This is a genomic window from Catenulispora acidiphila DSM 44928, assembly GCF_000024025.1.
Taxonomy (GTDB): Bacteria; Actinomycetota; Actinomycetes; order Streptomycetales; family Catenulisporaceae; genus Catenulispora; species Catenulispora acidiphila.
This window is the reverse complement of sequence record NC_013131.1, coordinates 84543-108816: the sequence shown is the minus strand read 5'-3', so window position 1 is coordinate 108816 and position 24274 is coordinate 84543. Positions and strand designations below refer to the sequence as shown.

Genomic DNA, 24274 nt, shown 5'->3' with positions numbered 1-24274 from the left:
CCGGACACGGTCACCCCCGCTCGGAGGAAACCGGATCGCCCCCGCCTGCGTCCAATCCGCATGCCACGCAAGCAGATAGCCGCGATCACCGCCGCATCCCTCGCCGCCCTGACGGCGTGCTCGTCCTCCGGAAGCTCTTCGTCGGCGGGCGGCTCCCTGGTGCGCGTCAACGCCGCGCGGGCGACCGTCGGGCAGGCCGATCTGAGCGCCGCCTCGGCCGGCGTGAACGCGTTCGGCGTCGACGTCTTCCACTCCGTCGCCGACGGCGACGAGGGCAACGTCATGATCTCGCCGACCAGCCTGGCCACGGTGCTGACGATGCTGCTGCCCGGCGCGAAGGGGCAGACCGAGGCCCAGATGGCCAAGGCCCTGCACACCACCATGACCGCCGACCAGTTCGCCGACGCGCTCGGCGCCCTGGACTCGGCGACCGTGCAGCGCGAGCTCGCCGACAAGGCAGAGCTGCAGCAGTACGACACCGTGTGGACGCAGAAGGGATACGACATTCAGCCGTCCTATCTCCAGACCCTCGCCTCGGCCTTCGACGCCGGCGTCCGCGAGACCGACTTCACGAACTCCGAGAGCGCGCGCCAGACGATCAACAAGACCGTCGAGGATCAGACCAACGGACTCATCAAGGACCTCTTCGGTCCGGGCTCCATCAGTCCCGCGACCCGGCTCGCCCTCACCGATTCCCTATATCTCAAGGCGAAGTGGGCCGACGCGTTCGCCAAGAGCGCGACCTCGGACAAGCCGTTCCACCTGACGAACGGCAGCACCGCGAACGTCCCGACGATGGGCAAGGAGCACAGCTTCGCCTACGCCCACGGCGCCGACTGGCAGTACGCGGAGCTGCCGTACCAGCAAGATCACCTGGCGATGGGCATCCTTCTCCCGGCATCCGGGTCCTTCGACACCTTCCGCAAGTCGCTCACCGGCGACAGCCTCGCCACGATGACCGCCTCGGCCACGCCGTCCCCGGTCGACCTCGAGCTGCCGAAGTTCACGTTCGACACCAGCCGCGATCTGAAGTCTCCGCTGGAGTCCCTGGGCATGCAGACTGTCTTCGACCCGAACTCGGCGGACCTGAGCGGGGTCCCGGCCAAACCCGAGTCGCTGTTCGTCGGAGCCGTCGTGCAGAAGACCCACGTCGCCGTCGACGAGGACGGCACCACAGCGGCCGCGGCCTCGGGCGTCACCGTCGTCGCCGGCGCCGCGCCGCAGCAGTCCCCGCCGGCGGAAATGCACGTCGACCGGCCTTTCCTCTTCTTGATCAGGGACACCGTGACGGGCCAGATCCTGTTCCTGGGCCAGGTGAGCGACCCACGCGGCTGACACAGGGCTCGATGGAACCCCCCGGTCTTGCTGGACACCCCGTCGGCCGACATTGGACAATCTCTTCCATGGGAGGTCCTTCGTTCGGGAACGCCGGATGGCAGCCGCCGGACTTTCGGCCGTCGGACGCCGAGCGCGACAACGCCATCGACGCGCTGTCGGCCGGCGCCGAAGCCGGCCGCCTGTCCAGCGACACCTTTTCGCACCGCCTGGACCAGGCCCTGGCGGTGCAGTCACACAGCGAGCTGACCCAGCTCGTCTCCGACCTGCCGATCCCGGCCGACCAGCCGGGCTTCGGCCAGCGCGTGGTGAACGCGGTCTCGGCCGTCGCGCACTTCCGCTTCAAGGTCAAGGCAGCCTGGCGCGGACCTTCCCTGCCCCGCCTGTCCCTCCCCGGCGGCCCGCAGGTCACCCTCCGCATCGGCCGCATGCCCGAATGCGACCTGCAGCTGTTCGACACCACGGTGTCCCGCTACCACGCCGAGTTCCGCCGCTCCCAGAACGGCTGGTTCCTGGTGGACCTGGGCTCCACCAACGGCACCCGGGTCAACGGCTGGCGCATCACCGCTCCCACCGCCGTGCAACCCGGCGACGAGGTCTCCTTCGGCTCAGTGGTCTTCTCCCTGAACGGCCGCTGACCCTCACCGCCGTTCCCCTGTTCGGGGCAACGAAAGTTTCCAGGGTCCACCGGCGGCAACAGGCGGGGCATGACGACCCAAGCGCCCCAGCCCCCGCCGGCCTCGCAACCCCCGCGCACCGCGGCCGACAAGGCCCAGCGCTCGCGCATGATCGGCGCCATCGTCATCGCGGTGGTGGCCATCTGGTTCATCCTGGCCAACACCCGCAAGGCCAGCATCACCTTCTGGATCGTCACAGTGACCAGCCCCATGTGGCTCACCCTCGCCGGCACCTTCCTCGCCGGCATGCTGACCAGCCTCCTGCTGACCCGCACCCGCACTCGCAAGCGCCAGAAGCAGCCGCAATAATATAAGACGTCTTATCCCCAATAACTCAAAAACCCCAAAACCTGTCAGACCCCTCTGTCACTCTGGAAAAACCAGACCAAAACCCGCCACTGAGGGGGAAACAATGCCCACCCAAACCCAACCCTGGCTCCGAGCGGAACTCATAGCCGCCCCCGAAACCACCCCCGGCGCCCAGCTGATGATCCCGGCCGACGGCGTGGAGTTCCACGACGACCAACTCGTCTTCCACCACCAAGGCGACATCGTCTACGTGGCCGCCCAGGGCCAGCTCCGCTCCATCACCTGGTTCGCCAGACAGCCCAACCCCGAAACAGCCCGCCGCAAGGCCCAATGGCCCAACCACGGCACCCGCTGGACCGACGAGGAAAGAGCGGACCTCCGCCGCCACCTCAGCACCGGCCACAGCTGGAAGACCATCTCCCACGCCCACGGCCGCTCCCGCTCGGGCTGTCAGCAGGAAGCCGTCAAACAAGGCTGGCTGGACCCCGAAACCCTGCAACCGACACCAGAACTCTTACTCGAAGCAGCCGCCCCGATCCCCGACACCGCCGCAGCCCCCGCAGCGCCCGCAGCGCCCGCAGACCACGCAGCGCCATCAACGAACGACAGCCACCCACTCTCGGTCGCCGCCTCGGATTCCACCTCGGCCACTGCATCGGTCGCTGCCTCGAATTCGGTCTCAGATTCCACTTCGGGCGCTGCCTCCGATTCCACCCCGGGTGCCGAATCCCCCGCGATCCCCATGCACTCGCCCGCCGCCCCACACGCCCCCACCCCCCTGATCTTCACGGGGTCAGAGGCCGCCCCAACGCCCGCTCACGCGGCAGCGACTCCCGTGTCCCACAGCGCCGTCGCACAGCCGGACCGACCACGAATCCCCCCGCGCGTCCCCCGCCAGCGAACCGGTCCCACCACCGAGCCCCACCCCGGCCCAGACCCGGGCGGCACCTCTTCGCAGGACTCTGATCCCGACACCGGCGACAGCCCAGGCGCCACTCCCAGCCCCGGCACACGCTTCCTGTCCCGCGCACAGTCCTCACTGGCCCGCGCCACACTCGGGGCGTACATGAACCCGCCACGCGGCCAATCAGACCCGGCGTCCAGCCCGACCTGACGCCTGACTGCCTGACTGCCACCTACCAGCTGACACCACCTCACCGCGAAGCCAGCCCACCGACCATCCGGAACCGGATCCCCGTCCCCGGTCGCGCCTGCCCCGCGGCATCCACATCCGCCGGATGGGCACACGCGATCACCGGATACCCCCCGGTCACCGGATGGTCGGCCAAGAACAGCAGCGGCCGCCCATCCCGAGGCACCTGCACAGCCCCCACGACCAAAGGCTCGCTGGCGGGCTCCCCATCACGCGCCCGCGCCAACGAAGGCCCGTCCAACCGCACCGCGGTCCGATTCGACTCCACTCCCACCGTCCACCGCGCCGCAACCAGATCCCGCACCGCGTCATCCGTGAACCACTCACTCCGGGGCCCCAAAACCAACCGCACCACCACCGGATCCCCCACATCCCGCACCGGTGCCATCCCCAACCCCGGGATATCCGGCGGCAACCCCACCGGCACGCCCACACCGACCCGCGCCCCGCCCCCCAGAGCCCGCCCCCCAACCCCCGAAAGGAGATCAACGGACCGACTCCCCAACACCTCAAAACCCCCCACCCCACCGGCCATGGCAAGGTAAGCGCGCACCCCCGCCACCGCCGGCCCCACCTCAACCACGGCGCCCTCAGGCGCATAAAAAGCAGTGCCTGGCACAGTTCGCATAACAATCGGCCGGTGGGAGGGCCCGGCTGCGGGTGCGGACTTTCGATCAGGGCCGACCTCGCGAGCGGCGGCAGGCTCAAGCGCCGACTCGGGTGCCGGCACCGTCATCGTGATCTCGCACCGTGCCCCGGTAACCGCGACCCAGCGTCCGACTTCGAGCTGCACCGCTCCGCCGCCAAGTGTCAGCTCGAGGGCTGCGGCGCCCTCTTCGTTGCCCACCAAGCGGTTGGCGAGCTTCAGCGATGTCCGGTCGACCGCTCCTGAGCGTGGCACGCCGAGGTGCGCGAAGCCCGGTCGGCCGAGGTCCTGCACGGTCGTCAGTGGTCCGGCGCGGACCACCCGCAGGCCGGGTTCCGTGGCTGCCGCGGTGGCCTGCGTCAGCTTGGCGGGAGCGCTGCTGTCCGGAGCGCTTTGCCCGGCTGCGTCGACGAACCGGACCCGTGTGCCTGGCCGCAGCAGGGCCGGCGATTCCCGCGTCTCGTCCCACAGTGTCGGGGCCCATGGCGCCAGTTGCCCGATCAGCTGCCAGCCGCCCGGGGATTCGCGCGGATAGACGCCGCTGTACGGCCCACCCAATGCCACCGCTCCGGTCGGCACGCGGGTGCGCGGCGCATCGCGGCGGGGCACGCGTAGCGCGTCCGGCAAGCCGGTCAGGTACGCGAAGCCCGGCGCGAAACCTGTGAACGCGACGGTGAATTCGGCTTCCGTGTGCAACGAAACGATCTCGTTTGCGGCAAGCCCGGTCAGGCGGGTCACATCGTCCAGATCTGGGCCGTCGTACGTCACCGGGAGTTCGACAGTCTCGGCGTCTGCGGCAGGTGCCGCGTCATCGTCCGTACCGGCATCAGCCCAGTCCACAGCCCCGACCGCCGCGACGAACTCCCGCAACCCGCGCTGCCCCGCGTCGTCGAACGTCGCGATGGCCATCAGCGTCTGCTCGGCGGGCACCACATCGACCAGCACTCCCGGCCGCGCCGTGCGCCAGCGCTCGACCCATGCGAAGCAGCGCTGAACTTTGTCCAAAGAATCGAACTCGAGCAGTACCCCGAATGGGCCCGCGGGTAACACTCGGGGCGCTTGACCAGCCCCAGAACCCCCGCTCACGCGAACGCCCCGACCTCGACTCCCACCGACCGCAGCCCGTCGCGCACCGCAGCCGCCATGGCCACCGCGGACGGCGAGTCCCCGTGGACGCACAAAGACCGCGCCGACACGTTCACCAGCGTTCCGTCGATCGCGCGGACCGTGCCGGACACGGCCATCTCCACCGCGCGCCCCGCGACTTCCTCCGGTGTCGTCAGTACCGCGCCGGGCTTGGAGCGCGAGACCAGGGTCCCCTGGGGCGTGTAGGCGCGGTCGGCGAAGGCTTCGGGGATGACCGACAGGCCTGCCGTGGTCGCCAATTCCAGAAAGACGGATCCGGGAAGTCCCAACACAGGGACTTGGACGTCGTACACTGAAGCGAATGTGACCACCGCTCGCACCACCGCCTCCGCCTGTACGGCGTCATGCACGATACGGTTGTACAGAGCCCCGTGCGGTTTCACGTAGCGGACGCGGTCACCGGCCGCTCTGGCGAAGGCGTCCAGGGCTCCGATCTGGAAGAGGACGTCGTCGGCCAGTTCGTGGGGGTCGTACTCGATGTCGCGGCGGCCGAATCCGGCCAGGTCACGGTAGCCGACCTGGGCTCCGACCCGTACTCCGCGGCTGACAGCCGCCGCACAGACCCGGCGCATGGTGGAGGGATCGCCGGCGTGGAAGCCGCAGGCGACGTTGGCACTGGTGACCAGTTCCAGGAGAGCGTCGTCGTCGCCTAGTCGCCAACGCCCGAAACCTTCGCCCAGATCTGCGTTAAGGTCGATCATCCTGCGCACCACAGTACGCCCGAAGACGGAGCCGTCACCCCTTGTCGCTCCTGTACCCTCTCTGCCGCAGTGCCCTGAGTAAATCTGTGAGGACCAACCGTGGAGACTGCCCAGGCAATGAGTGAGCCGTTGTTCCAGAATCTGGAAGACGCCGTCGTGGTGGCCGAGACGGCCCTGCTGGACACGCAGGTGGCCGTCGAGTCGCTGCGTGCCGAGTTGGACCAGTTCACCCGGCTGCACCAGATCCAACTGGGCCCCCTGTACGGCCGGCTGGACGAGCTGGACGCGCTCACCGCCGAGACCGAAGCCGCCATGACCGGCGACCCCGAGGCCATCCGCCGTGCGGTGGAGGCCCGGGCGCGGGTCGATGGCGAGGACCCGATGCTGTTCGCCGCCGCGAACGCCGGGCTGCTCGAGGACGACGGGGAGGGCGGCTCCGAGCACGAGCAGAAGCCGCCGCGTCCTCGCGAGGAGGCGGCCCCGACCCCCGACCCGGACGTCCCGGTGCGCCCGAGCAAGACCGCGCAGCGGCTCTACCGCGAGCTGGCGCGCCGGTCGCACCCGGACCTCGTCCAGGACCAGGCCGAGATCGCCCGCCGCTCGGCGTTCATCACCCGCGTCAACGCCGCCTACGAGAAGGACGACCTGCCGGCGCTCCAGAAGCTCAGCGAAGAATGGTCGCTGACCTCCTCGGGCCCGGCGGTGGACAGTCCGCAGCGCGAGATGTGGCTCCAGCACCGCCTGATCTGGCTGCGCGTGAAGCAGGCAGAGCTGGCACTGGAGCGCCAGACGCTGATGGAGAACCCCATGGCGGACGTGCTCGCGGCCTACCAGTACGACTCGCTGACGGCGCTGCGCTCGATCTCCGAGCAGCTCTACACGGCGATCGCCGAGCGGGAGACCCTGCTGAACGCGCTCATCGGTTCCTGAGGCCGGCCAGCCATTCGGCCGCCTCGTGGAAGTCCTCGTCGGAGGTCCCTTTGCGGATCTCCGCGGCGCGCCCGTCGGCACGCGGGTAGCTGCCGAGGTACCGGACCTCGGCGGCGACCCGCCGCAGGCCGGTCAGGACTTCCCCGACCCGCGCGTCCTCCAGGTGCCCTTCGCAGTCGATGGAGAACCAGTAGGTCCCCAGCTTCGACCGCGTCGGGCGCGACTCGATGCGCATCAGGTCCACGCCCCGGACCGCGAACTCCTCAAGGATCTCCAGGAGCGCGCCCGGGTGGTTGTCCCGCAGCACCACGGCCAGGGACGTCTTGTCGGCGCCGGTCCGGGCCGGCGGCGGGCCGGGCGGCACGACCATCACGAACCGGGTGACCGCCCCGCTGACGTCGTGGATGTTCTCGGCGAGCAGCGTGAGCCGGTAGAACGGCGCCGCGAAGGACCCCGCCAGGGCGGCGTCGTGCACGCCCTCGGAGACCAGCCGCGCCGCGTCCGCGTTGGACGACGCCGCGACCCACCGCGCGTCCGGCAGATTCTCGGCCAGCCACCGCCGGCACTGCGGATAGGCGTGCGGATGGCTGGAGACGGTCTTGATGTCGGCGAGCGCCGTGTCCGGGCGCCCCATGAGCGCGAACTCCACCGGCAACAGGATCTCGCGCACGATGTGCAGCGGCGGTTCCTCAGTGGAGAGATCGTCAAGCGTTGCCGGCACTGCGCCCTCGACGGAGTTCTCGAACGCGACAACCGCGCCCGCCACCTCGTCACGCCGCACCGCGTCCAGCGCTGCCGGCACGGACTCATATGGAACCCGCTCCGCGTCCCGCGCGCCGGGAACGCTAAGAAGCGCCGCCTCCGTAAACGTCCCCGCCGGGCCCAGGAAGCCGTAGCGAGTGGGGACGCGAGGCGACGCAGTATCGGTCATGCCACCTAGCCTACGGTCCCTCCGGTGGCCGCCACGCGACCACCGGCTCCATCGCTCGCAGTGCCAGGTCCGGCACAAGCCGTCCGACGAGGCTCATCCCCAGGTTTCGCAGTGCCGTCTTGGACCGTGATGTGCTCTGGGTCAGCGCGCCCATGCGATGCGACCGGCGCACCATGTCCGCACCTCGCAGTGCCCGCAGTGCGGTGTACCGCGCGAGCGCACTGGCGATCTCCTCAGAGTCCTTAGCCGGTCCCACTAGAGCCGCCAGCGTGACGCCATCCTCCATGGCCTGATTCGCTCCCTGACCTAGGTGCGGCGTCATGGCGTGCGCGGCATCGCCCAGGATCGCGACCGACCCTCGGTGATAGGCGGGCAACGCTTCGGCGATCTCGTAGATGTCGTTATGCAGGACCGTTTCGGGATCCGCACCGGAGATCAACGCCGGGATCGGGAAGTGCCAATCACCAAAGCGCCGCAGCAGCTCGGCCTTCTCATCCGGGTAGGTGATTCCGGGTTCCGCGTGATCGGCGCCGTAGGCATAGGTACGGCCATCGGCCAGCGGCGTGATCCCGAAGACCCGGCCACCTCCCCAGACCTCGCCAGGCAGGAAGTCACCCGCAGGAGTCGGTACGAGGAGCCGCCACGCGGTGATGCCGCTATAGACGGCTCCTGGATGTTCCGGGAACAGAGCCCTGCGCAGTACGGAGTTCACTCCGTCGGCCGCAACGATCATGTCCGCTTCGAGGCGACCGGAATCCGTCAGCAGGCACGGCCGCTGAGAAGCACTTCCGGCCTCGACCCCCTGAGCCGCGACTCCAAGTCGGAACACGTCCGCAGGTACTAACGCCGTGAGCACGTCCATGACGGAAGACCGCGTCGCCGGGATCACCGCATCGCCGAACCGGCGGACGATGGCCTTGCTCGCCGTGCGCGCGATCACCCGGCCGTCGGGGCGGGTCACCGTGGCGTCCCCCTGAAACGCCGCCAGTTTCCGCACCGCGTCGCCGACCCCCAGCGTGTCCAGCGCCCGCAACCCGTTCGGCGCAACAGCCAGGCCGGAACCCACAGGTCGCAGCTCCGTGGCGCGCTCGACCACCGTGACGTCCCACCCGCGCTGGAACAGCCCCACCGCCGCAGTGAGCCCGCCGAACCCCGCCCCCACCACGATCGCTTCCATGACCGCTCCTCACTACACCCGTAGTTGTTACTACAGCCGTAGTTCTACGCCACTACAGCCGTAGTCGTCAACTGCTAGGGTCTCGGCCATGACCTCCCGTCCCGACCTCATCGGAGACACCGCGATCGCCCTGCTCGCCGAGCGGGGACTGCGCGGGCTCACCCACCGCGCCGTCGATGAGGCCGCGGGCCTGCCGCCCGGCTCCACCTCCAACCACGCCCGGACCCGCAGCGCCCTATTGGAGACGACGTTCGCCCGGCTGTGCCGCTTGGAAGCCGAGATCTTCGAGGACGCGGCGAACCCCGGCGGCCTGCTCGCTCTGGCGACGCTGACGCCGGAGACCGCCGCCGATCTGGTGGCCGCTCAGCTCCACGACACCCTCACGCACCGCCGGGAGCAGGCGCTGGCGCGCTTCGAGCTGGCTCTGGAGGCGACCAGGCGCCCCGAACTGCGCGCCATCTACGACACCGCGGGAGCGACCTTCCGAGAGCCCGCACGAGGCCTCATGGCGGCTCTCGGCGCCACCGACCCGGACCGAGCCGGCCGCAGCTTCATCGCGTTCAGCGAAGGGATCCTGTTCGACTCGGTCGCCGGCGCCGGCAGCCGAAAAGTCCCGACCCAAGAGGAGATCCGCGATGACCTCCTGGAGCTCTTTAGGGGAATGCTCATGGAGCCCTCGCCATAGAGAAACCGCAATAGGACGCGCCGCCAAGGGCTACAGAGGCAGAACTCCTACTGCGAACGCCCAGGAAGATGTCGTACAGCGAACGCGGCAGCCTGAGTGCGCCGCTGCATCGCCAGCTTCGCCAAGATCCCGGTGATGTAGTTCTTCACCGTCTTCTCGGCCAGGTTCAGCCGCTCGCCGATCTGGCGGTTGGTGAGACCCTCGGCGATCAGCTCCAGAATCCGCTTCTCCGACACCGTCAGCGTCGCCAGTTTCGACGCCGCTGCCTCGCGATCGGCCTCCCCGGGCACGATCCCGACGCGCAGCCTGCTCAGCAGCTTCTCCGTGGCGGTCGGGTCCAGCAATGAGCCACCGCGCGCCACCGTCCGGACCGCGTCGACGAGCGCCGAGCCCCGGATGTCCTTCAACACGTAGCCCGCGGCGCCGGCCATGATCGCGCCGAACAGCGCGTCGTCGTCGGAGAAAGAGGTCAGCATCAGGCAGCCCAGACCGGGCATCCGCGACTTCAGCTCGCGGCAGACCTCGATGCCCGATCCGTCGGGAAGCCGCACGTCCAGCAGGGCGACGTCCGGCCGCGCCGCCTCGGCCGCGGCCACCGTCTGCGCCACACTGCCGGCCTGACCGGTCACGTCGATGTCGGGCTCGGCGCTCAGCATTTCGGCGACCCCGCGCCGCACCAACTCGTGGTCGTCCAGCAGGAAGACCCGGATCGAGTCCGGTATGCCCGGTTTCCCCGCATCAGAGTGCACACCGACAACATAGCCATGCTCGAGCGCTTTCGCGTGTTTGGTGCGGGGCATCGCCCACGCATTCGGCACTGTAACGTGGCCTCTGCACGGCCGAGGGGGATCCACGTCACACCCCGACCCGAACTCCACGGCCGCCGCAGCACCTCACTGACCGCGGCGGCGATCCCGCCGTACGTCCGTCTGAGTTACGTGTAGAGGAGACATGTAGTGGTGACCTCACGCAAGGGCGCGGGTGGAAAGACCGCTGCTAAGAAGAAGGCCGGTCCCGCGGACCCGGACCTCGTGCAGCTGCTGACACCCGACGGGGATCTGGTCGAGCACCCCGAGTACTCGATCGACCTGACGCCCGAGGAGTATCGCGGCCTGTACCGGGACATGGTCCTGGTCCGCCGCATCGACGCCGAAGGCACGGCGCTGCAGCGCCAGGGCGAGCTGGGGCTGTGGGCCCCGCTGCTGGGCCAGGAGGCCGCGCAGGTCGGCTCCGGCCGCGCGCAGACCGCCGAGGACTATGCCTTCCCCACCTACCGCGAGCACGGTGTGGCCTGGTGCCGCGACGTGGACCCGGTGAACCTGCTCGGGATGTTCCGCGGCGTGAACAACGGCGGCTGGGACCCGAACGAGAAGAACTTCCACCTCTACACGATCGTGATCGGCTCCCAGACGCTGCACGCCACCGGCTACGCCATGGGCATGCAGCGCGACGGCCGCGAGGCCGCGGTGATCGCGTACTTCGGCGACGGCGCGTCCTCGCAGGGCGACGTCAACGAGGCGTTCGTCTTCGCCAGCGTGAACAACGCGCCTGTGGTGTTCTTCTGCCAGAACAACCAGTGGGCCATCTCCGAGCCCAACGAGCGCCAGTTCCGCGTGCCGCTGTACCAGCGCGCCGCCGGCTTCGGCTTCCCGGGTGTCCGCGTGGACGGCAACGACGTCCTGGCGTGCCTGGCCGTCACCAGGGCCGCCCTGGAACGCGCCCGGACCGGCAACGGCCCGATGCTGGTCGAGGCGTTCACCTACCGCATGGGGGCGCACACCACCTCCGACGACCCGACCCGCTACCGCAGCTCCGACGAGCTGGAGGAGTGGAAGGCCAAGGACCCGATCCTGCGTATGCGGGCGTTCCTGGAGAAGAGCAAGTACGCCGACGAGGCGTTCTTCAAGGAGGTCGACACCGAGGCGGACACCGTCGCGGCCGACATCCGCGAGCGCTGCGTCACGATGCCGGACCCGAAGCCGATCTCGATCTTCGACCACGTCTACGCCGAGCCGCACCCCCTGATGGACGAGGAACGCGCAGAGTACGGGGCTTACTGGGAATCTTTCGAGGGTGCTCACTGACATGGCAGAGTCGACTTCCAAGACACAGCAGATCAGCCTCGGCAAGGGCTTGAACCTGGGCCTTCGCCGGGCCCTGGAGGACGACCCGAAGGTCCTGCTCATGGGCGAGGACATCGGCAAGCTCGGCGGCGTCTTCCGCGTCACCGACGGCCTGCAGAAGGACTTCGGCGACTCGCGGGTCATCGACACCCCGCTGGCCGAGTCCGGCATCGTGGGCACCGCGGTCGGCCTGGCCCTGTCCGGCTACCGGCCGGTGGTGGAGATCCAGTTCGACGGCTTCGTCTACCCGGCCTTCGACCAGATCGTCACCCAGGTCGCCAAGATGCGCGCCCGCGCGCTGGGCACGGTCAGCATGCCGATCGTGATCCGCATCCCGTTCGGCGGCGGCATCGGCGCGGTCGAGCACCACTCGGAGTCCCCCGAGGGGTACTTCGCCATGACCGCCGGGCTGCGCGTGGTCGCCGCGTCCAACCCGGTGGACGCCTACTGGATGATCCAGCAGGCCATCGCCTCCGACGACCCGGTCGTGTTCTTCGAGCCCAAGCGCCGCTACTGGGACAAGGCCGAGCTGGACCCGGCCGCGACCCCGTACCCGCTCTACGCCTCCCGCGTCGTGCGCGAGGGGACGGACGCGACGCTGGTCGCCTACGGCCCGATGGTGAAGACCTGCCTGGAGGCCGCCGCGGCAGCCGCGGAGGAGGGCCGCTCGCTGGAGGTCATCGACCTGCGCACGCTGTCCCCGCTGGACCTGGAGCCGGTCTACGCCTCGGTGCGCAAGACCGGTCGCCTCATCACCGTGCACGAGGCCTCGGTCTTCATGGGGATGGGCGCCGAGGTCGCGGCGAAGGTCACCGAGAAGTGCTTCTACTCCCTGGAGGCACCGGTCCTGCGCGTCGGCGCCCCGCACACCCCGTATCCGCCATCGCGGGTCGAGGAGGAGTTCCTGCCGGACCTGGACCGAGTGCTGGACGCCGTCGACCGCGCGTTCGCGTTCTGAGGATTCGGGGAGCACATCATGGGTGAGATCAAGAGATTCAACCTCCCGGACGTCGGCGAAGGCCTGACCGAGGCCGAGATCCTGGCCTGGTCGGTGAAGGTCGGCGACCTGGTCAAGGTCAACCAGGTCCTGGTCGAGATCGAGACCGCGAAGGCGGCCGTCGAGCTGCCCTCGCCGTGGGCCGGCAAGATCGTCGAGCTGCTGGTGGACGAGGGGCAGACGGTCGACGTCGGCACCCCGATCATCGGGATCGACACCGACCCGAGCACGCCGAGCACCGGCGGCGCGGGCGGGGACGACATGACCGCCGGCGTCGCGGCCACCGCCGAGGCGAAGGCCGCGCCGGCCGCCGCCAAGGAGCCCAAGGAAGCCAAGCGCGAGCCGGTCCTGGTCGGCTACGGCGTGAAGCAGGGCGCCTCCAGCCGCCGTCCGCGCAAGACGGCGGCGGCGCCGTCGGCAGCCGACGTCATGGGTGCCACGGTCCGCGAGGAGCCAGTCGCCGACGAGGTCCCGGCTCCGGCCTACTACGGCCAGTCCGCGGCGCGGGAGGCGGCCGCTCCGGCGGTCCAGACCCGCACGCCGGACACCACGGCCGCACCGGCCGCACCGACCGGCGCGAAGCCGCTGGCCAAGCCGCCGGTCCGCAAGCTGGCCAAGGACCTCGGCGTCGATCTGGCACTGGTGGTCGCGACCGGTACCAACGGCACGGTGACCCGGGAGGACGTCCACGCGGCGGCCTCCGGGACGTCGACCGCCGCTGCGGCGCCGGCTGCCGCCAACGGCACTGCCCCGGCCGCCGCGCCCTTCGTCAACGGCGAGCGCCGCGTCCCGATCAAGGGCGTGCGCAAGGCGACCGCCACGGCGATGGTGCAGTCGGCGTTCACCGCGCCGCACGTCACCGAGTTCCTGACGGTCGACGTCACCCCGACCATGAAGTTCGTGCAGCGCCTCAAGGAGATGCCGGACTTCAAGGGCGTGCGGGTGTCGCCGCTGCTGCTGGTCGCCAAGGCGTTCCTGGTGGCGATGGCGCGGAACCCGGAGATCAACGCGCGCTGGGACGAGGCGGCCGGCGAGATCGTCTACTTCGACCACGTCACCTTGGGCATCGCGGCGGCCACGCCGCGCGGGCTGCTGGTGCCGAACGTCAAGGGCGCCGACCTGCTGCCGCTGGTGGAGCTGGGCCGCGCGCTCAACAAGCTCACCGACGTGGCACGCGAGGGCAAGACCTCGCTGGCGGACATGACCGGCGCCACGGCGACGATCACCAACGTCGGCGTCTTCGGTGTGGACACCGGCACCCCGATCCTCAACCCCGGCGAGGCGTCGATCCTGGCGTTCGGCGCGGTGCGGGAACAGCCGTGGATGCACAAGGGCAAGGTGAAGCCGCGCCAGGTGACCACGCTCGCGCTGTCCTTCGACCACCGCCTGGTCGACGGCGAGCTGGGTTCGAAGGTGCTGCGGGACATCGGTGCGGTCCTCGCGGACCCGCTGACCGCGCTCGCCTGGAGCTGATCTCCTAAGAAAATCGCTCCTAGGGATCGCTATAGCGATACCGCGCAGAGGCGCACCGGTTCTCAGAACCGGTGCGCCTCTGGCACGATCGGCAGTATGCGCGTATCGCTCATGCAGCTCGCCGTCGACGACGCGGAAGCGCCGGAGGACCGCTGGACCCGTGTGGTGAAGCTGGTCGAAGCCGAACGGGAGACCGGCGCGGAGCTGGTCGTCCTGCCCGAACTCTGGGTCACCGGCGGGTTCGACTACAAGAGCTGGACCGGTCATGCCGAACCGATCGCCGACAGCCAGCCGATCGCCGCGTTGGAGAAGGTGCGCACCCACGACGGTTCGGGCCCTGAGATGTGGCTGCACTTCGGTTCTTACGTAGAGCGCACACCTGAGGGGATTCTCTATAACACCGCGGTGTTCCGCGGACCCGACGGCAAGCAGGCGCAGTATCGGAAGATCCATCGGTTCGGCTTCAGCGAAGGCGAAGTGACCCTGATGGGACCCGGGAAGGACATCGTCACCGTCTCCTCCCCATGGGGAACCCTGGGGCTGGCCACCTGTTACGACCTCCGCTTCCCGGAGCTGTTCCGTCGCCTCCTGAATCAGGGCATGGAGCACATGGTGATGTGCTCTGCGTGGCCCGCTAAGCGAATCGAGCACTGGCGGGTTCTCCTTAAGGCCCGCGCGATCGAGAACCAGGTGTTCGTCTTCGCCACGAACTGTGTGGGGACGAACGGAGGCGTGGCTCTCGGCGGGCGTTCCGCCGTCATCGATCCCTGGGGAAATGTCGTCGCCGAAGCCGGTACCGGTGAAGAGGTCCTGCGGGTGGACGTCGATCCGGCACTGGTGGCCCAGACTCGGAGCGCGTTGCCAGTTCTCAACGACCGCCGCCTGCGCTGAGGCTCGGGGCACCTCGATTCGATCTGCTGCCCCATAATGGCCGGGACGCCGTACAGGGGAGGCATGACGTTGGATATGAACAGCGACGTACACAAGGGGGGTTCTCCGGCGACCGACCGACTGGGACCGTACCTGCTCGTCACTCAACTCGGATCCGGCGCCATGGGGCGCGTGTTCCTCGGGACGGACTCGACCGGTCGGCAGGCCGCGGTCAAGGTGGTCCGCTCCGACTTGGCGGACATCCCGGCGTTCCGTAAGCGCTTCTCGCGGGAGTTGAACGTCGCAGAGCGCGTCCACAGCCCGCGCGTCGCCGAGATCTACGACGCGCAGACCGAGGGCAAGCGGCCGTGGCTGGCGACGGAGTACGTGCCCGGCCCGACGTTGCAGGACGCGGTGGAGCAGGGCGGCGCCTTCGACAACGAGCATCTGCGGGCTCTGGCGGTCGCCATCGCGGAGGCGCTTGAGGTCATCCACGCCGCCGAGGTCGTCCACCGCGACCTCAAGCCGGCGAACGTGTTGCTCGGTCCCGACGGACCCAAGGTCATCGACTTCGGCGTGGCGCGAGCTCTGGACGCTTCGCTGTTGACCAATACAGGCCAAACGCTAGGAACTCCGGCGTATATGTCCCCTGAGCAAGCCGACGGACGCGCTGTAGAGAGCGCCTCCGACGTGTTCGCATTGGGCTCGCTACTAGTCTTCGCCGCGACCGGACGCCTAGCATTCGGCGACGGCGCACCTCTGGCAATCCTGCACCGTGTCGTCAACAACGATCCGGACCTCTCCGGCGTCGCCGAAGACGACGAAGTACTGCGCGGCGTCATCGAGGGCTGTCTGTGCAAGGAGCCCGAGGACCGGCCCTCCCCGCAGCAGATCAAGGACACGTTCGGCGCGATCGGTTGGCAGCCGCTCACCGGCGTCGCCTGGCAGCAGCCGCCGCTCGGCGTCGGGCTGCCGCTCACCGCCGGCGACGCGGCCGACCTGCCGACGGTGGCCATCGCGCCGAAGCGCGGCACCAAGCGGGTCGCGGTGATCTCCGCGGCCACGGTCGCCGCGCTCATCCTGGCCACCATCGCGGTCGTCGAGGCGAGCGGCGGCGGCAAGGGGAACACAGCGGCGGACACCGCGCGCACCGGCGGTCCGACGTCCAGCTCTCAGCAGAACGGAGGCGCTTTCCCGTCTACCGACACCTCCTCCGGCAGCACCAGTTCCAGCGGGCAGACGACGCCGACGAGTAGCAGTCCACCTCCGCCGTCACAAGCATCGGGAGCGCCAGTGCCTCCCGGCGGCGGCGCCGGCAGCACAGCGCCGCCGCAAGGCAGCTCCCAGCTGGTCACCGTCTCCGTTCCGATTACCCAGGGCAATGGAGGAAGCAGTCAGAAGCCCGCTCCGACCTCCTCGCACCCGACGACACATCCTTCGTCGGCACACACGACGTCCGCAGCTCCACCCCCGCCGCCGACCCACAACCCGCCTGGCCCGATGGTTGCGGGCGACATCAGCGTGCTGATCCCGAACTGGGTCGGCGCGGCCACGGTGAACGTCTCTTGGAAGGCGCACTCCGACGCCACGAGCTACGCCATCCACTACACGGTCAAGGGAACGGCGACCAACAGCGACCAGACCGTGCCGGTCTCGGGTACCAGCTACTCCTACCAAATCCCGGCTGACGGGACGACGTGCCTCCAAGTCCGGACGGTCAACCAGTACGGCTCCTCGGCTTTCTACCCGAGCCCGATGTACTGCGTGAACTCGTTCGGCCAGGTAAGCAGCGGCGGATGAGTCCGGCGCGCCCCTACCGCTCAGTAAGTTACCGGCGGTAGGGTTTGGTCATGGGAACCTGGGGACCGCAAGGCGTCAGTGGAAAAGTCGTGGTCATCACCGGTGCGGCACGCGGAATCGGCGCGGACGCCGCACGGCGCCTGGCCCGCCGCGGAGCGAAGGTCGCGCTGATCGGGCTGGAGCCGGAGGAGCTGCGCAAGACCGCGGAGTCCTGCGGACCCGACGCCACCGCGTGGGACGCCGACGTGACCTCCTGGGAGCAGCTCGGTGCGGCGATCGACGGCATCGTCGACCACTACGGCGGGATCGACGTCGTCGTGGCCAACGCCGGCGTCGCCCCGACCGGGTTCATCCGCTCCATCGACCCGTCGGCGTTCGAGCGCACCATCGAGATCAACCTGCTCGGTGTCTGGCGGACGGTACGCACCGCGCTGCCGCACATCATCAAGAACAAGGGCTATGTACTCGTGGTCTCCTCTGCGGCGGCCTTGATCCATCCCCCTGCGTTGGCCGCTTATACGGCGTCTAAGGCCGGCGCAGAAGCGTTCGGCGACAGTCTGCGCGCAGAAGTGAAACACCTAGGCGTTGATGTCGGTGTCGCCTACTTCTCCTGGATCAAGACGGACTTGGTGACGAGTGCGGACGCGCATCCCGTCCTGGGCAAGTTCCGTACAAGCGCTCCCGGTCCGGCGTCCCGTGTGTATCCCTTGGAGAAGGTCGGCCAGGCGGTCGCCGACGGAATCGCTAAGCGCAGCCGCGTTATCTGCGTTCCCTCCTGGGTCAACCAGCTACGCCGCTTCCACGGGATGCTGCCTGCCATCGTGGAGAAGGCCAACGCCCGAGCGACCGCCCGCGCCGACCGCGAGATGATCGCGGACATCGAGAAGCGCGGCGTCGAAGCGTCTTCGCGGCTGACCGGTCCTGGCGGAGCAGCCGCGCAGGCGGCTAAAGAAGCGATCCAGCCAGTCGGTCGAGAGCTGCCGCAGGATCAGCGGTAAGACCGGTGTGCACAGGACCGGGCTGCACCACGGTGGAGCGCGGCGCGATCAGCCACCGGAACCGCCGGCCCATGGCGTCCTGACCGGCAGGGCCGGAGTCCGGTCCGCCACAGCACACCTTCGAGACCGCGCCGAGCAGCGCCTCGATCCCCTCAACGTCCGCTGTGGGATCGAGTGCGCGCACCCGCACTGAATCCAACTGCGTGGCGCATCCGAGGAAGTCGAGCTGCTGGCAGTAGAGCACGACACCGACGTTGACGTACTCGCCGCGCTCCACACGGGGAACCGCGCGCAGCACGGAGTACTCGTAGGGCTGAACGCTCATTTCACCCGTCCCTGCATCCAGTTCGGGTGCTTCGCCTTGAGGCGCGCCTTGAGATCCGAGCCCTCATGAGCCCGTGCGGCCTCCTGCGCGGAACTATCCACAACCTGTGGAAACCACTCGCGCGGTCCGACGACGCGGGTCAGCAGGTAACTGACGTACGCCTCGCGAACCGCGTCAGCAGAGTCGAACCCGGGCTCGTCGACCAGCCACTCGTCCGGCACGACCGCCACCACGGACCGCAACAACTCCTCGGTGACGAGCGGCGCGAGCGCGGCGTCGGCGCCGGGCATGTCCTTCGCATAGGAGGCGAGGACATGGTCGTTCGCGTCAAAGGGAGCCAGCGCGCCCTTCTGTGCGCCGGGCCAGTTGTGGTGGAAGATCAGCGAGGCTCCATGGTCGATCAGATAGAGCTTGCGATGCCACAGCAAGAGGTTCGGGTTCCGCCACGACCGGTCCACGTTCCGCACCAAGGCGTCGAACCACACAACGCGGCTCGCCAGTTCGGGCTCCACGGGAAACGCCAAGGGGTCATATCCCAGCGAACCCGGCAGATAGTCCATACCGAGGTTCAGTCCCTTGCTCCCCTTAAGGAGTTCCTGGATCTCCTGGTCCGGCTCGGCGGCACCGATGATCGGATCCAGCTCGATGCCGACCAGCGCTGGCACCAGCAGAGCCAGGGCTCGGGCCAGTTCCCCGGCGATCACCTCGGCGACCAGAGCCTTGCGACCCTGGCCGGCCGAGCGGAACTTCACCACGTACGTCCCGAGGTCCGCGGCCTCGACCAGTCCGGGCAGCGAACCGCCCTCGCGGAGCGCGGTCACGTACCGGGTGGCGATGACGGTCGGCAGAGCGGCAGGCATGGACACCACGCTAGACGCACCGCCGACCTTTGATCATCCTCATGACGCCTGCGAACCGATGATCAGCGCGTCGTTCTCGATGTCCACGTCCACGCGGACCGTGTCGCCGTCCCGGATCTCGCCGGCCAGCAGCCGGCGGGCCAGCGGGTCGCCGATCGAGGACTGCACCAGGCGGCGCAGCGGACGCGCGCCGAATGCCGGCTCGTACCCGGCGATCGCCAGCCAGTCCCTGGCGCCCGGCGTGACCTCGAGTCCCAGACGCCGGTCGGCCAGGCGCGCGGCCAGCTTGCGGACCTGGATGTCGACGATCCGCCCGAGCTCGGTCGTGCCCAGCGGGTCGAAGATCACCTGCGCGTCCAACCGGTTCAGGAACTCCGGCTTGAACGCCGCCCGGACCGCGTTGTCCACGCGCTGGCGCCGGTCCAGCCGGGCCTGCACCGGGTCCAGCGCCTCGTCGACGGTGAGGTCGAAGCCGCTGGTCCCCAGGTTGGAGGTGAGGATCAGGATGGTGTTACGGAAGTCCACGGTCCGGCCCTGGCCGTCGGTGAGGCGGCCGTCGTCGAGCACCTGCAGCAGCACGTCGAAGATCTCCGGGTGCGCCTTCTCGACCTCGTCGAGCAGCACCACCGAGTACGGCCGGCGCCGGACGGCCTCGGTCAGCTGGCCGCCCTCCTCATAGCCGACGTAGCCGGGAGGGGCGCCGACCAGCCGGGCCACCGAGTGCTTCTCGGAGTACTCCGACATGTCGATGCGCACCATGGCGTGCTCGTCGTCGAACAGGAAGTCCGCCAGCGCCTTGGCGAGCTCGGTCTTGCCGACACCGGTGGGACCCAGGAACAGGAACGAGCCGGTCGGCCGGTCCGGGTCGGAGATACCGGCCCGCGCCCGCCGCACCGCGTCGGAGACCGCGGCGACCGCCTCGGCCTGCCCGATCAGCCGTTCGCCGATCCGCTGCTCCATGGTCAGCAGCTTCTCGGTCTCGCCCTCGAGCAGCCGGCCGGCCGGTATGCCGGTCCAGGCGCCGACCACCTCAGCGATGTCGTCCGGGCCGACCTCCTCCTTGACCATCGGCGCGACGTCCTCGGCCTCGTCGACCGTGGTCGAGGCGGTCTCCAGCTCGGCCTCCACCGCCGGGATCTCGGCGTAGAGCAGCCGGGAGGCGGTCTCGAAGTCGCCGGACCGCTGGGCCTGCTCGACCTGCGACTTCATCGCGTCCAGCCGCTGCTTGAGCTCGCCGACCCGGTTCAGGCCGCTCTTCTCCTGCTCCCAGCGCGCGTTCAGGGCGTTGAGCTGCTCCTGCCGGTCGGCCAGGTCCAGGCGCAGCCGGGCCAGCCGGTCGCGGGAGGCCGGGTCGTGCTCCTTGGCCAGCGCCAGCTCCTCCATCTTCATCCGGTCCACGGTGCGCTGGAGCTCGTCGATCTCCACGGGGCGGGAGTCGATCTCCATGCGCAGCCGGGAGGCGGCCTCGTCGATCAGGTCGATGGCCTTGTCCGGAAGGAAGCGGGAGGTGATGTAGCGGTGGGAGAGCGTGGCCGCGGCGACCAGGGCGGTGTCGGAGATGGCGACCTTGTGGTGCGCCTCGTAGCGGCCCTTGAGACCGCGCAGGATCGCGATGGTGTCCTCGACCGTCGGCTCGTCGACCAGGACCTGCTGGAAGCGCCGCTCCAGCGCCGGGTCCTTCTCGATCCGCTCGCGGTACTCGTCCAGCGTGGTCGCGCCGACCATCCGCAGCTCGCCGCGGGCCAGCATCGGCTTGAGCATGTTGCCGGCGTCCATCGACGAATCGCCGGTCGCGCCGGCGCCGACGACCGTGTGCAGCTCGTCGATGAAGGTGACGATCTGGCCCTCGGAGTCCTTGATGTCGGCCAGGACGGCCTTGAGGCGCTCCTCGAACTCGCCGCGGTACTTCGCCCCGGCCACCATCGCGCCCAGGTCCAGGGACACCAGGCGCTTGTCGCGCAGGCTCTCCGGCACGTCGCCGGCGATGATGCGCTGGGCCAGGCCTTCGACCACGGCGGTCTTGCCGACGCCGGGCTCGCCGATCAGCACCGGGTTGTTCTTGGTCCGGCGCGAGAGCACCTGCACCACCCGGCGGATCTCGGCGTCGCGGCCGATCACCGGGTCGAGCTTGCCGTCCCGCGCCGCGGCGGTCAGGTCGACGCCGTACTTCTCCAGGGCCTGATAGGTGGCCTCCGGGTCCTGCGACGTCACCCGCGCCGAGCCGCGCACCTTGCCGAACGCCTCGCGCAGCGCCTGCGGCGTGGCGCCGGCCTTCTTGAGCAGGTCGGCCGTGGAGTCGTTGCCCAGCGCCAGACCGAGCAGCAGATGCTCGGTCGAGACGTACTCGTCGTCGAGCTTGCGCGCCTCGTCGCCGGCGGCGTTGAGGGCGTTCAGGGTGTTGCGGGCCAGGGTGGGCGCCGAGACCGTCGACCCGCTGGCCGACGGCAGGCGCTCGGCGGCGGCGGTGACCGCCTGGCTGAGCGCGGCGCGGTCCACGCCGACCGCCTCCAGCAGCGGCCGGGTGGTGCCCTCGACCTGGCCGAGCAGGGCCAGCAGCACCTGGATCGACTCGACCTGGGGGTTGCCGGCCCGGGTGGCCTCGCGGATCGCGACGCTCAGGGCCTCCTGGCTCTTGGTCGTCAGCTTCTGCGAATCCACGGTGAAACCTCCACGACTTTAAAGATCAGTTGTGTGCGCTTCCCCGGGCGCGGCGCTCAGTGGTTGGACGCTCAGTGGTCGGGAACGCCGCGCAACCGGCGGACGCTCACTTGCCCTGGGGCTTCCAGACCGCCAGAGCAGTGGTGAACGTCGCGGGCAGGGCCGGCAGCAGGTCGCCGCGGTAGCCGGGCGGAGCCGGCGGCAGCGGCGAGACCGGCGGCGCGATCGGCGCCGCGACCGGGACCGTGCCCTTGGCCGTCGGGTACAGCGTCACGGCCTCGAGTTCGGCCACCCGCCGGGACAGCGCCGCGACCTGCTCCTCGAGCTCGCGGATGCGCTTGATCCCGGCCAGGTTCACGCCTTCGTCCTGGGACAGCCGCTGCACCTCGCGCAGCGTGTCGATGTCCCGCGCGGAGTACCGGCGGCCACCGCCGCCGGTGCGCTCCGGGCACACGATGCCGAGCCGGTCGTACTGCCGCAGGGTCTGCGGATGCATCCCGGCCAGCTGCGCGGCCACGGAGATGACGTAGACGGGAGTTTCCTCGGTGAGCGGCAGGAACGGATTCTTGGAAGCCATCGTGGCGTCACTCTCCCTTCGCGGAGTCCAGCAACTCCGCCCGCGGGTGGTGGTTGCCGGTCGCTTCCTGGAACTTCTGCAGCGCCGCCCGCGCGTCGTCGCCGATCTCGGCCGGGACCGCGATCTCGAAACGCACCAGCAGGTCGCCCTTGGTCCCGTCCTTGCGCGCCACGCCGCGGCCGCGCACGCGCAGCACCCGGCCGTTCTGCGAGTTGGCCGGCAGCTTCACCGTCACCGGCATGCCGCCCAGGGTCGGGACCTGGATGTCCGCGCCGAGCACCGCCTCGGGGAAGGTGACGGGCACGGTCACGGTCAGGTTGTCGTCCTCGCGTCCGAAGACGGGGTGCGGGCTCACATGGACCACCACATACAGGTCGCCGGCCGGGCCGCCGCGCTCGCCGGAGGCACCCTTGCCCTTGAGCCGGATGCGCTGGCCGTCGCGGACGCCCGCCGGGATGCGGGCCTGGATCGTGCGGGAGCTGGCGGCCCGGCCGGAGCCGTGGCACACCGGGCAGGGGTCGTCGACCAGCAGGCCGCGGCCCTTGCAGTCCCGGCAGGGCTCGGAGAAGGCGAAGCCGCCCTGGTTCCGGCTCACCTGGCCGGTGCCCGAACAGGTCGGGCACACCCGCGGGGTGGTGCCGGCCTTGGCGCCGGTGCCCGAGCACGCCGAGCACGGGGTGTCCGAGGTCAGCCGCAGCGAGACCGTGGCGCCGTCGATGGAGTCGCTGAACTTCAGCGTCACCTCCGACTCCACGTCCGAGCCGCGCCGCGCCTGGGTGGTGCGGCCGGTCGTGCTGGTCCCGGTCGTCGGGCCGCCGGTCCGGTTGAACAGCCCGCCGAGCAGGTCGCCGAGGTCGAAGTTGAACCCGCCGGGGGCGCCGCCGCCGGGGGCCCGGAAGCCGCCGTTGCCGAAGACCGAGCGCGAGTCGTCGTACTCCTTGCGCCGTTTGTCGTCGGACAGGACGTCGTAGGCCTCGGAGATCTCCTTGAACTTCTCCTCGGACGCCGCGTCGCCCTTGTTCGCATCGGGGTGGTACTGGCGCGCCAGCTTCCGGTAGGCCTTCTTGATGTCGGCAGCCGGCGCGTCCTTGGGGACACCGAGGATCTTGTAGTAGTCCTTGTTGACGGCCACCTAAACCCACGCCTCCCGTCCGGGTTGTGCCATGTCGTTCACGTCTCGCCTGCGCCGGAGCCCGGCGATCACAGTCCCGAATCGTCGTCGTCGTCGACCTCGGCGGCCGGCTCGGCCGCCGTCTTGCCGGCTCCGCCCGGCGCACGCTTCGCGGCCGGTGCCGCGGGCTTGGGCTTGGGCGCCGGCTCGGGTGCCGGCTCGGTCTCCAAAGCCGGTCCGGGCTCGGCGACCTGCACCTGCGCCGCGCGGACCACGCGCTCGCCGATCCGGTAGCCGGGGCGGAACAGCACCGCCACGGTCACCTCGTCCACGTCCGGGGACGTGGTGCTCAGCAGGGCCTCGTGCAGGTTCGGGTCGAAGAGCTCCCCGGCCGCGCCGAACCGGGCCAGGCCCAGTTTGGCCACCACGGCCTCGAAGGCCTCGCCGACCTGGCGGAACCCGCCTTCCAGCTCGCCGTGCTCGCGCGCCCGGCCGATGTCGTCCAGCACCGGGAGCAGCTCGGACAGCGCGCCGGCCACGGCGGTCTCCTTGACCACCTGCCGGTCCCGCTCGACCCGCTTCTTGTAGTTGCTGAACTCGGCCTGCAGCCGCTGCAGGTCGTTGGTGCGCTCGGACAACTCGGCCTGCACGCCCTGCAGCTCGTTGGTCCGCTCGGCGAGTTTGGCCAGCAGCTCGGTCACCGCGAGGTTGGCGCGCTCGCCCTCGCCTTCCCGCTCGGCCGCGTACTCGTCGCTCACGAAAGGTCCTCCTGAACCCGCCGCTTCCCCAAGG

23 protein-coding genes are annotated in these 24274 nt (G+C 69.6%); 12 read left to right on the top strand and 11 right to left on the bottom strand.

Translation table 11 applies throughout. The features are described 5' to 3' along the window. Positions 1 to 60 precede the first annotated feature (60 nt). The 4 genes from CACI_RS00525 to CACI_RS49470 all read left to right on the top strand — a co-directional run bounded on the left by CACI_RS00525 (position 61) and on the right by CACI_RS49470 (position 3435). Positions 61 to 1335 (top strand): serpin family protein, encoded by a 1275-nt coding sequence (locus tag CACI_RS00525; RefSeq protein WP_012784354.1) that lies wholly within the window; start codon positions 61 to 63, stop codon positions 1333 to 1335. 68 nt (positions 1336 to 1403) lie between these two features. Further along, positions 1404 to 1973, top strand: a complete 570-nt coding sequence (locus CACI_RS00520) for a DUF1707 and FHA domain-containing protein (protein ID WP_012784353.1) — start codon at positions 1404 to 1406, stop codon at positions 1971 to 1973. 69 nt (positions 1974 to 2042) lie between these two features. Beyond that, on the top strand, positions 2043 to 2321 hold the full coding sequence (locus CACI_RS00515) for a hypothetical protein (protein WP_012784352.1): 279 nt from the start codon (positions 2043 to 2045) through the stop codon (positions 2319 to 2321). Between the two features lie 103 nt (positions 2322 to 2424). Then, positions 2425 to 3435 (top strand): hypothetical protein, encoded by a 1011-nt coding sequence (locus CACI_RS49470; RefSeq protein WP_012784351.1) that lies wholly within the window; start codon positions 2425 to 2427, stop codon positions 3433 to 3435. Positions 3436 to 3475: 40 nt separating this feature from the next. On the opposite strand, the gene CACI_RS00510 is transcribed toward CACI_RS49470, so the two are convergent. Next, a complete protein-coding gene (locus tag CACI_RS00510; protein WP_012784350.1) occupies positions 3476 to 5170 on the bottom strand; it encodes a 5-oxoprolinase subunit B/C family protein in 1695 nt (564 codons plus the stop codon). Between the two features lie 32 nt (positions 5171 to 5202). Further along, a complete protein-coding gene (locus CACI_RS00505; RefSeq protein WP_012784349.1) occupies positions 5203 to 5967 on the bottom strand; it encodes a LamB/YcsF family protein in 765 nt (254 codons plus the stop codon). Positions 5968 to 6084: 117 nt separating this feature from the next. Here CACI_RS00505 and CACI_RS00500 point away from each other — a divergent pair, with 117 nt between their 5' ends. After that, positions 6085 to 6897 (top strand): hypothetical protein, encoded by an 813-nt coding sequence (locus CACI_RS00500; RefSeq protein WP_041539961.1) that lies wholly within the window; start codon positions 6085 to 6087, stop codon positions 6895 to 6897. Here the strand turns inward: CACI_RS00500 and pheA are convergent. Beyond that, positions 6884 to 7828 carry a prephenate dehydratase gene (pheA, locus tag CACI_RS00495; RefSeq protein ID WP_012784347.1) on the bottom strand — a complete coding sequence of 315 codons (945 nt, stop codon included), beginning with the start codon at positions 7826 to 7828 and terminating at the stop codon, positions 6884 to 6886. The two genes, CACI_RS00500 and pheA, sit on opposite strands and share 14 nt — an antisense overlap. Positions 7829 to 7838: 10 nt before the next feature. After that, a complete protein-coding gene (locus CACI_RS00490) occupies positions 7839 to 9005 on the bottom strand; it encodes an FAD-dependent monooxygenase (RefSeq protein ID WP_012784346.1) in 1167 nt (388 codons plus the stop codon). An 88-nt stretch (positions 9006 to 9093) separates the two neighbouring features. On the opposite strand from CACI_RS00490, the gene CACI_RS00485 reads away from it, so the two are divergent. After that, positions 9094 to 9690 carry a TetR/AcrR family transcriptional regulator gene (locus CACI_RS00485; RefSeq protein WP_012784345.1) on the top strand — a complete coding sequence of 199 codons (597 nt, stop codon included), beginning with the start codon at positions 9094 to 9096 and terminating at the stop codon, positions 9688 to 9690. A gap of 47 nt (positions 9691 to 9737) precedes the next feature. Here the strand turns inward: CACI_RS00485 and CACI_RS00480 are convergent, their stop codons facing one another. Continuing rightward, entirely contained in the window at positions 9738 to 10439 is a 702-nt protein-coding gene (locus tag CACI_RS00480; RefSeq protein ID WP_012784344.1) for a response regulator, read from the bottom strand. A gap of 210 nt (positions 10440 to 10649) precedes the next feature. On the opposite strand from CACI_RS00480, the gene pdhA reads away from it, so the two are divergent. The 6 genes from pdhA to CACI_RS00450 all read left to right on the top strand — a co-directional run bounded on the left by pdhA (position 10650) and on the right by CACI_RS00450 (position 17951). Beyond that, positions 10650 to 11774, top strand: coding sequence for a pyruvate dehydrogenase (acetyl-transferring) E1 component subunit alpha (gene pdhA, locus CACI_RS00475; RefSeq protein WP_223297420.1), 1125 nt, complete (start codon positions 10650 to 10652; stop codon positions 11772 to 11774). Between the two features lies 1 nt (position 11775). Then, the gene (locus CACI_RS00470) at positions 11776 to 12771 is read left to right on the top strand and encodes an alpha-ketoacid dehydrogenase subunit beta (protein WP_012784342.1); all 996 of its coding nucleotides are present in this window, start codon (positions 11776 to 11778) and stop codon (positions 12769 to 12771) included. 18 nt (positions 12772 to 12789) lie between these two features. Then, positions 12790 to 14283 (top strand): dihydrolipoamide acetyltransferase family protein, encoded by a 1494-nt coding sequence (locus CACI_RS00465; protein WP_012784341.1) that lies wholly within the window; start codon positions 12790 to 12792, stop codon positions 14281 to 14283. A gap of 96 nt (positions 14284 to 14379) precedes the next feature. Then, positions 14380 to 15174 (top strand): carbon-nitrogen family hydrolase, encoded by a 795-nt coding sequence (locus CACI_RS00460; protein ID WP_012784340.1) that lies wholly within the window; start codon positions 14380 to 14382, stop codon positions 15172 to 15174. Between the two features lie 63 nt (positions 15175 to 15237). Further along, positions 15238 to 16953, top strand: a complete 1716-nt coding sequence (locus CACI_RS44850; protein ID WP_012784339.1) for a serine/threonine protein kinase — start codon at positions 15238 to 15240, stop codon at positions 16951 to 16953. 50 nt (positions 16954 to 17003) lie between these two features. Then, a complete protein-coding gene (locus tag CACI_RS00450) occupies positions 17004 to 17951 on the top strand; it encodes an SDR family oxidoreductase (protein ID WP_012784338.1) in 948 nt (315 codons plus the stop codon). Here the strand turns inward: CACI_RS00450 and CACI_RS00445 are convergent. From CACI_RS00445 to grpE, 6 genes are all read right to left on the bottom strand, one after another. Continuing rightward, positions 17899 to 18276 (bottom strand): DUF3037 domain-containing protein, encoded by a 378-nt coding sequence (locus CACI_RS00445; protein WP_012784337.1) that lies wholly within the window; start codon positions 18274 to 18276, stop codon positions 17899 to 17901. The two genes, CACI_RS00450 and CACI_RS00445, sit on opposite strands and share 53 nt — an antisense overlap. Then, positions 18273 to 19136, bottom strand: a complete 864-nt coding sequence (locus tag CACI_RS00440; RefSeq protein ID WP_012784336.1) for a HipA family kinase — start codon at positions 19134 to 19136, stop codon at positions 18273 to 18275. The genes CACI_RS00445 and CACI_RS00440 overlap by 4 nt, the downstream gene beginning before the upstream one ends. 39 nt (positions 19137 to 19175) lie before the next feature. Beyond that, entirely contained in the window at positions 19176 to 21794 is a 2619-nt protein-coding gene (clpB, locus tag CACI_RS00435) for an ATP-dependent chaperone ClpB (RefSeq protein WP_012784335.1), read from the bottom strand. 106 nt (positions 21795 to 21900) lie between these two features. Beyond that, a complete protein-coding gene (locus CACI_RS53795; protein ID WP_012784334.1) occupies positions 21901 to 22371 on the bottom strand; it encodes a heat shock protein transcriptional repressor HspR in 471 nt (156 codons plus the stop codon). A 7-nt stretch (positions 22372 to 22378) separates the two neighbouring features. After that, entirely contained in the window at positions 22379 to 23503 is a 1125-nt protein-coding gene (gene dnaJ, locus CACI_RS00425) for a molecular chaperone DnaJ (RefSeq protein WP_012784333.1), read from the bottom strand. A gap of 68 nt (positions 23504 to 23571) precedes the next feature. Further along, on the bottom strand, positions 23572 to 24240 hold the full coding sequence (gene grpE, locus CACI_RS00420; RefSeq protein ID WP_012784332.1) for a nucleotide exchange factor GrpE: 669 nt from the start codon (positions 24238 to 24240) through the stop codon (positions 23572 to 23574). Positions 24241 to 24274: the final 34 nt, after the last annotated feature.

What these genes read in the sequence shown, in the direction of transcription:
- CACI_RS00525 (WP_012784354.1), top strand. Translation starts at nt 61, where the DNA reads ATGCCACGCAAGCAGATAGCCGCGATCACCGCCGCATCCCTCGCCGCC.
- CACI_RS00520 (WP_012784353.1), top strand. Translation starts at nt 1,404, where the DNA reads ATGGGAGGTCCTTCGTTCGGGAACGCCGGATGGCAGCCGCCGGACTTT.
- CACI_RS00515 (WP_012784352.1), top strand. Translation starts at nt 2,043, where the DNA reads ATGACGACCCAAGCGCCCCAGCCCCCGCCGGCCTCGCAACCCCCGCGC.
- CACI_RS49470 (WP_012784351.1), top strand. Translation starts at nt 2,425, where the DNA reads ATGCCCACCCAAACCCAACCCTGGCTCCGAGCGGAACTCATAGCCGCC.
- CACI_RS00505 (WP_012784349.1), bottom strand. Translation starts at nt 5,967, where the DNA reads ATGATCGACCTTAACGCAGATCTGGGCGAAGGTTTCGGGCGTTGGCGA.
- CACI_RS00500 (WP_041539961.1), top strand. Translation starts at nt 6,085, where the DNA reads ATGAGTGAGCCGTTGTTCCAGAATCTGGAAGACGCCGTCGTGGTGGCC.
- pheA (WP_012784347.1), bottom strand. Translation starts at nt 7,828, where the DNA reads ATGACCGATACTGCGTCGCCTCGCGTCCCCACTCGCTACGGCTTCCTG.
- CACI_RS00490 (WP_012784346.1), bottom strand. Translation starts at nt 9,005, where the DNA reads ATGGAAGCGATCGTGGTGGGGGCGGGGTTCGGCGGGCTCACTGCGGCG.
- CACI_RS00485 (WP_012784345.1), top strand. Translation starts at nt 9,094, where the DNA reads ATGACCTCCCGTCCCGACCTCATCGGAGACACCGCGATCGCCCTGCTC.
- CACI_RS00470 (WP_012784342.1), top strand. Translation starts at nt 11,776, where the DNA reads ATGGCAGAGTCGACTTCCAAGACACAGCAGATCAGCCTCGGCAAGGGC.
- CACI_RS00465 (WP_012784341.1), top strand. Translation starts at nt 12,790, where the DNA reads ATGGGTGAGATCAAGAGATTCAACCTCCCGGACGTCGGCGAAGGCCTG.
- CACI_RS00460 (WP_012784340.1), top strand. Translation starts at nt 14,380, where the DNA reads ATGCGCGTATCGCTCATGCAGCTCGCCGTCGACGACGCGGAAGCGCCG.
- CACI_RS44850 (WP_012784339.1), top strand. Translation starts at nt 15,238, where the DNA reads ATGACGTTGGATATGAACAGCGACGTACACAAGGGGGGTTCTCCGGCG.
- CACI_RS00450 (WP_012784338.1), top strand. Translation starts at nt 17,004, where the DNA reads ATGGGAACCTGGGGACCGCAAGGCGTCAGTGGAAAAGTCGTGGTCATC.
- CACI_RS00445 (WP_012784337.1), bottom strand. Translation starts at nt 18,276, where the DNA reads ATGAGCGTTCAGCCCTACGAGTACTCCGTGCTGCGCGCGGTTCCCCGT.
- CACI_RS00440 (WP_012784336.1), bottom strand. Translation starts at nt 19,136, where the DNA reads ATGCCTGCCGCTCTGCCGACCGTCATCGCCACCCGGTACGTGACCGCG.
- CACI_RS53795 (WP_012784334.1), bottom strand. Translation starts at nt 22,371, where the DNA reads ATGGCTTCCAAGAATCCGTTCCTGCCGCTCACCGAGGAAACTCCCGTC.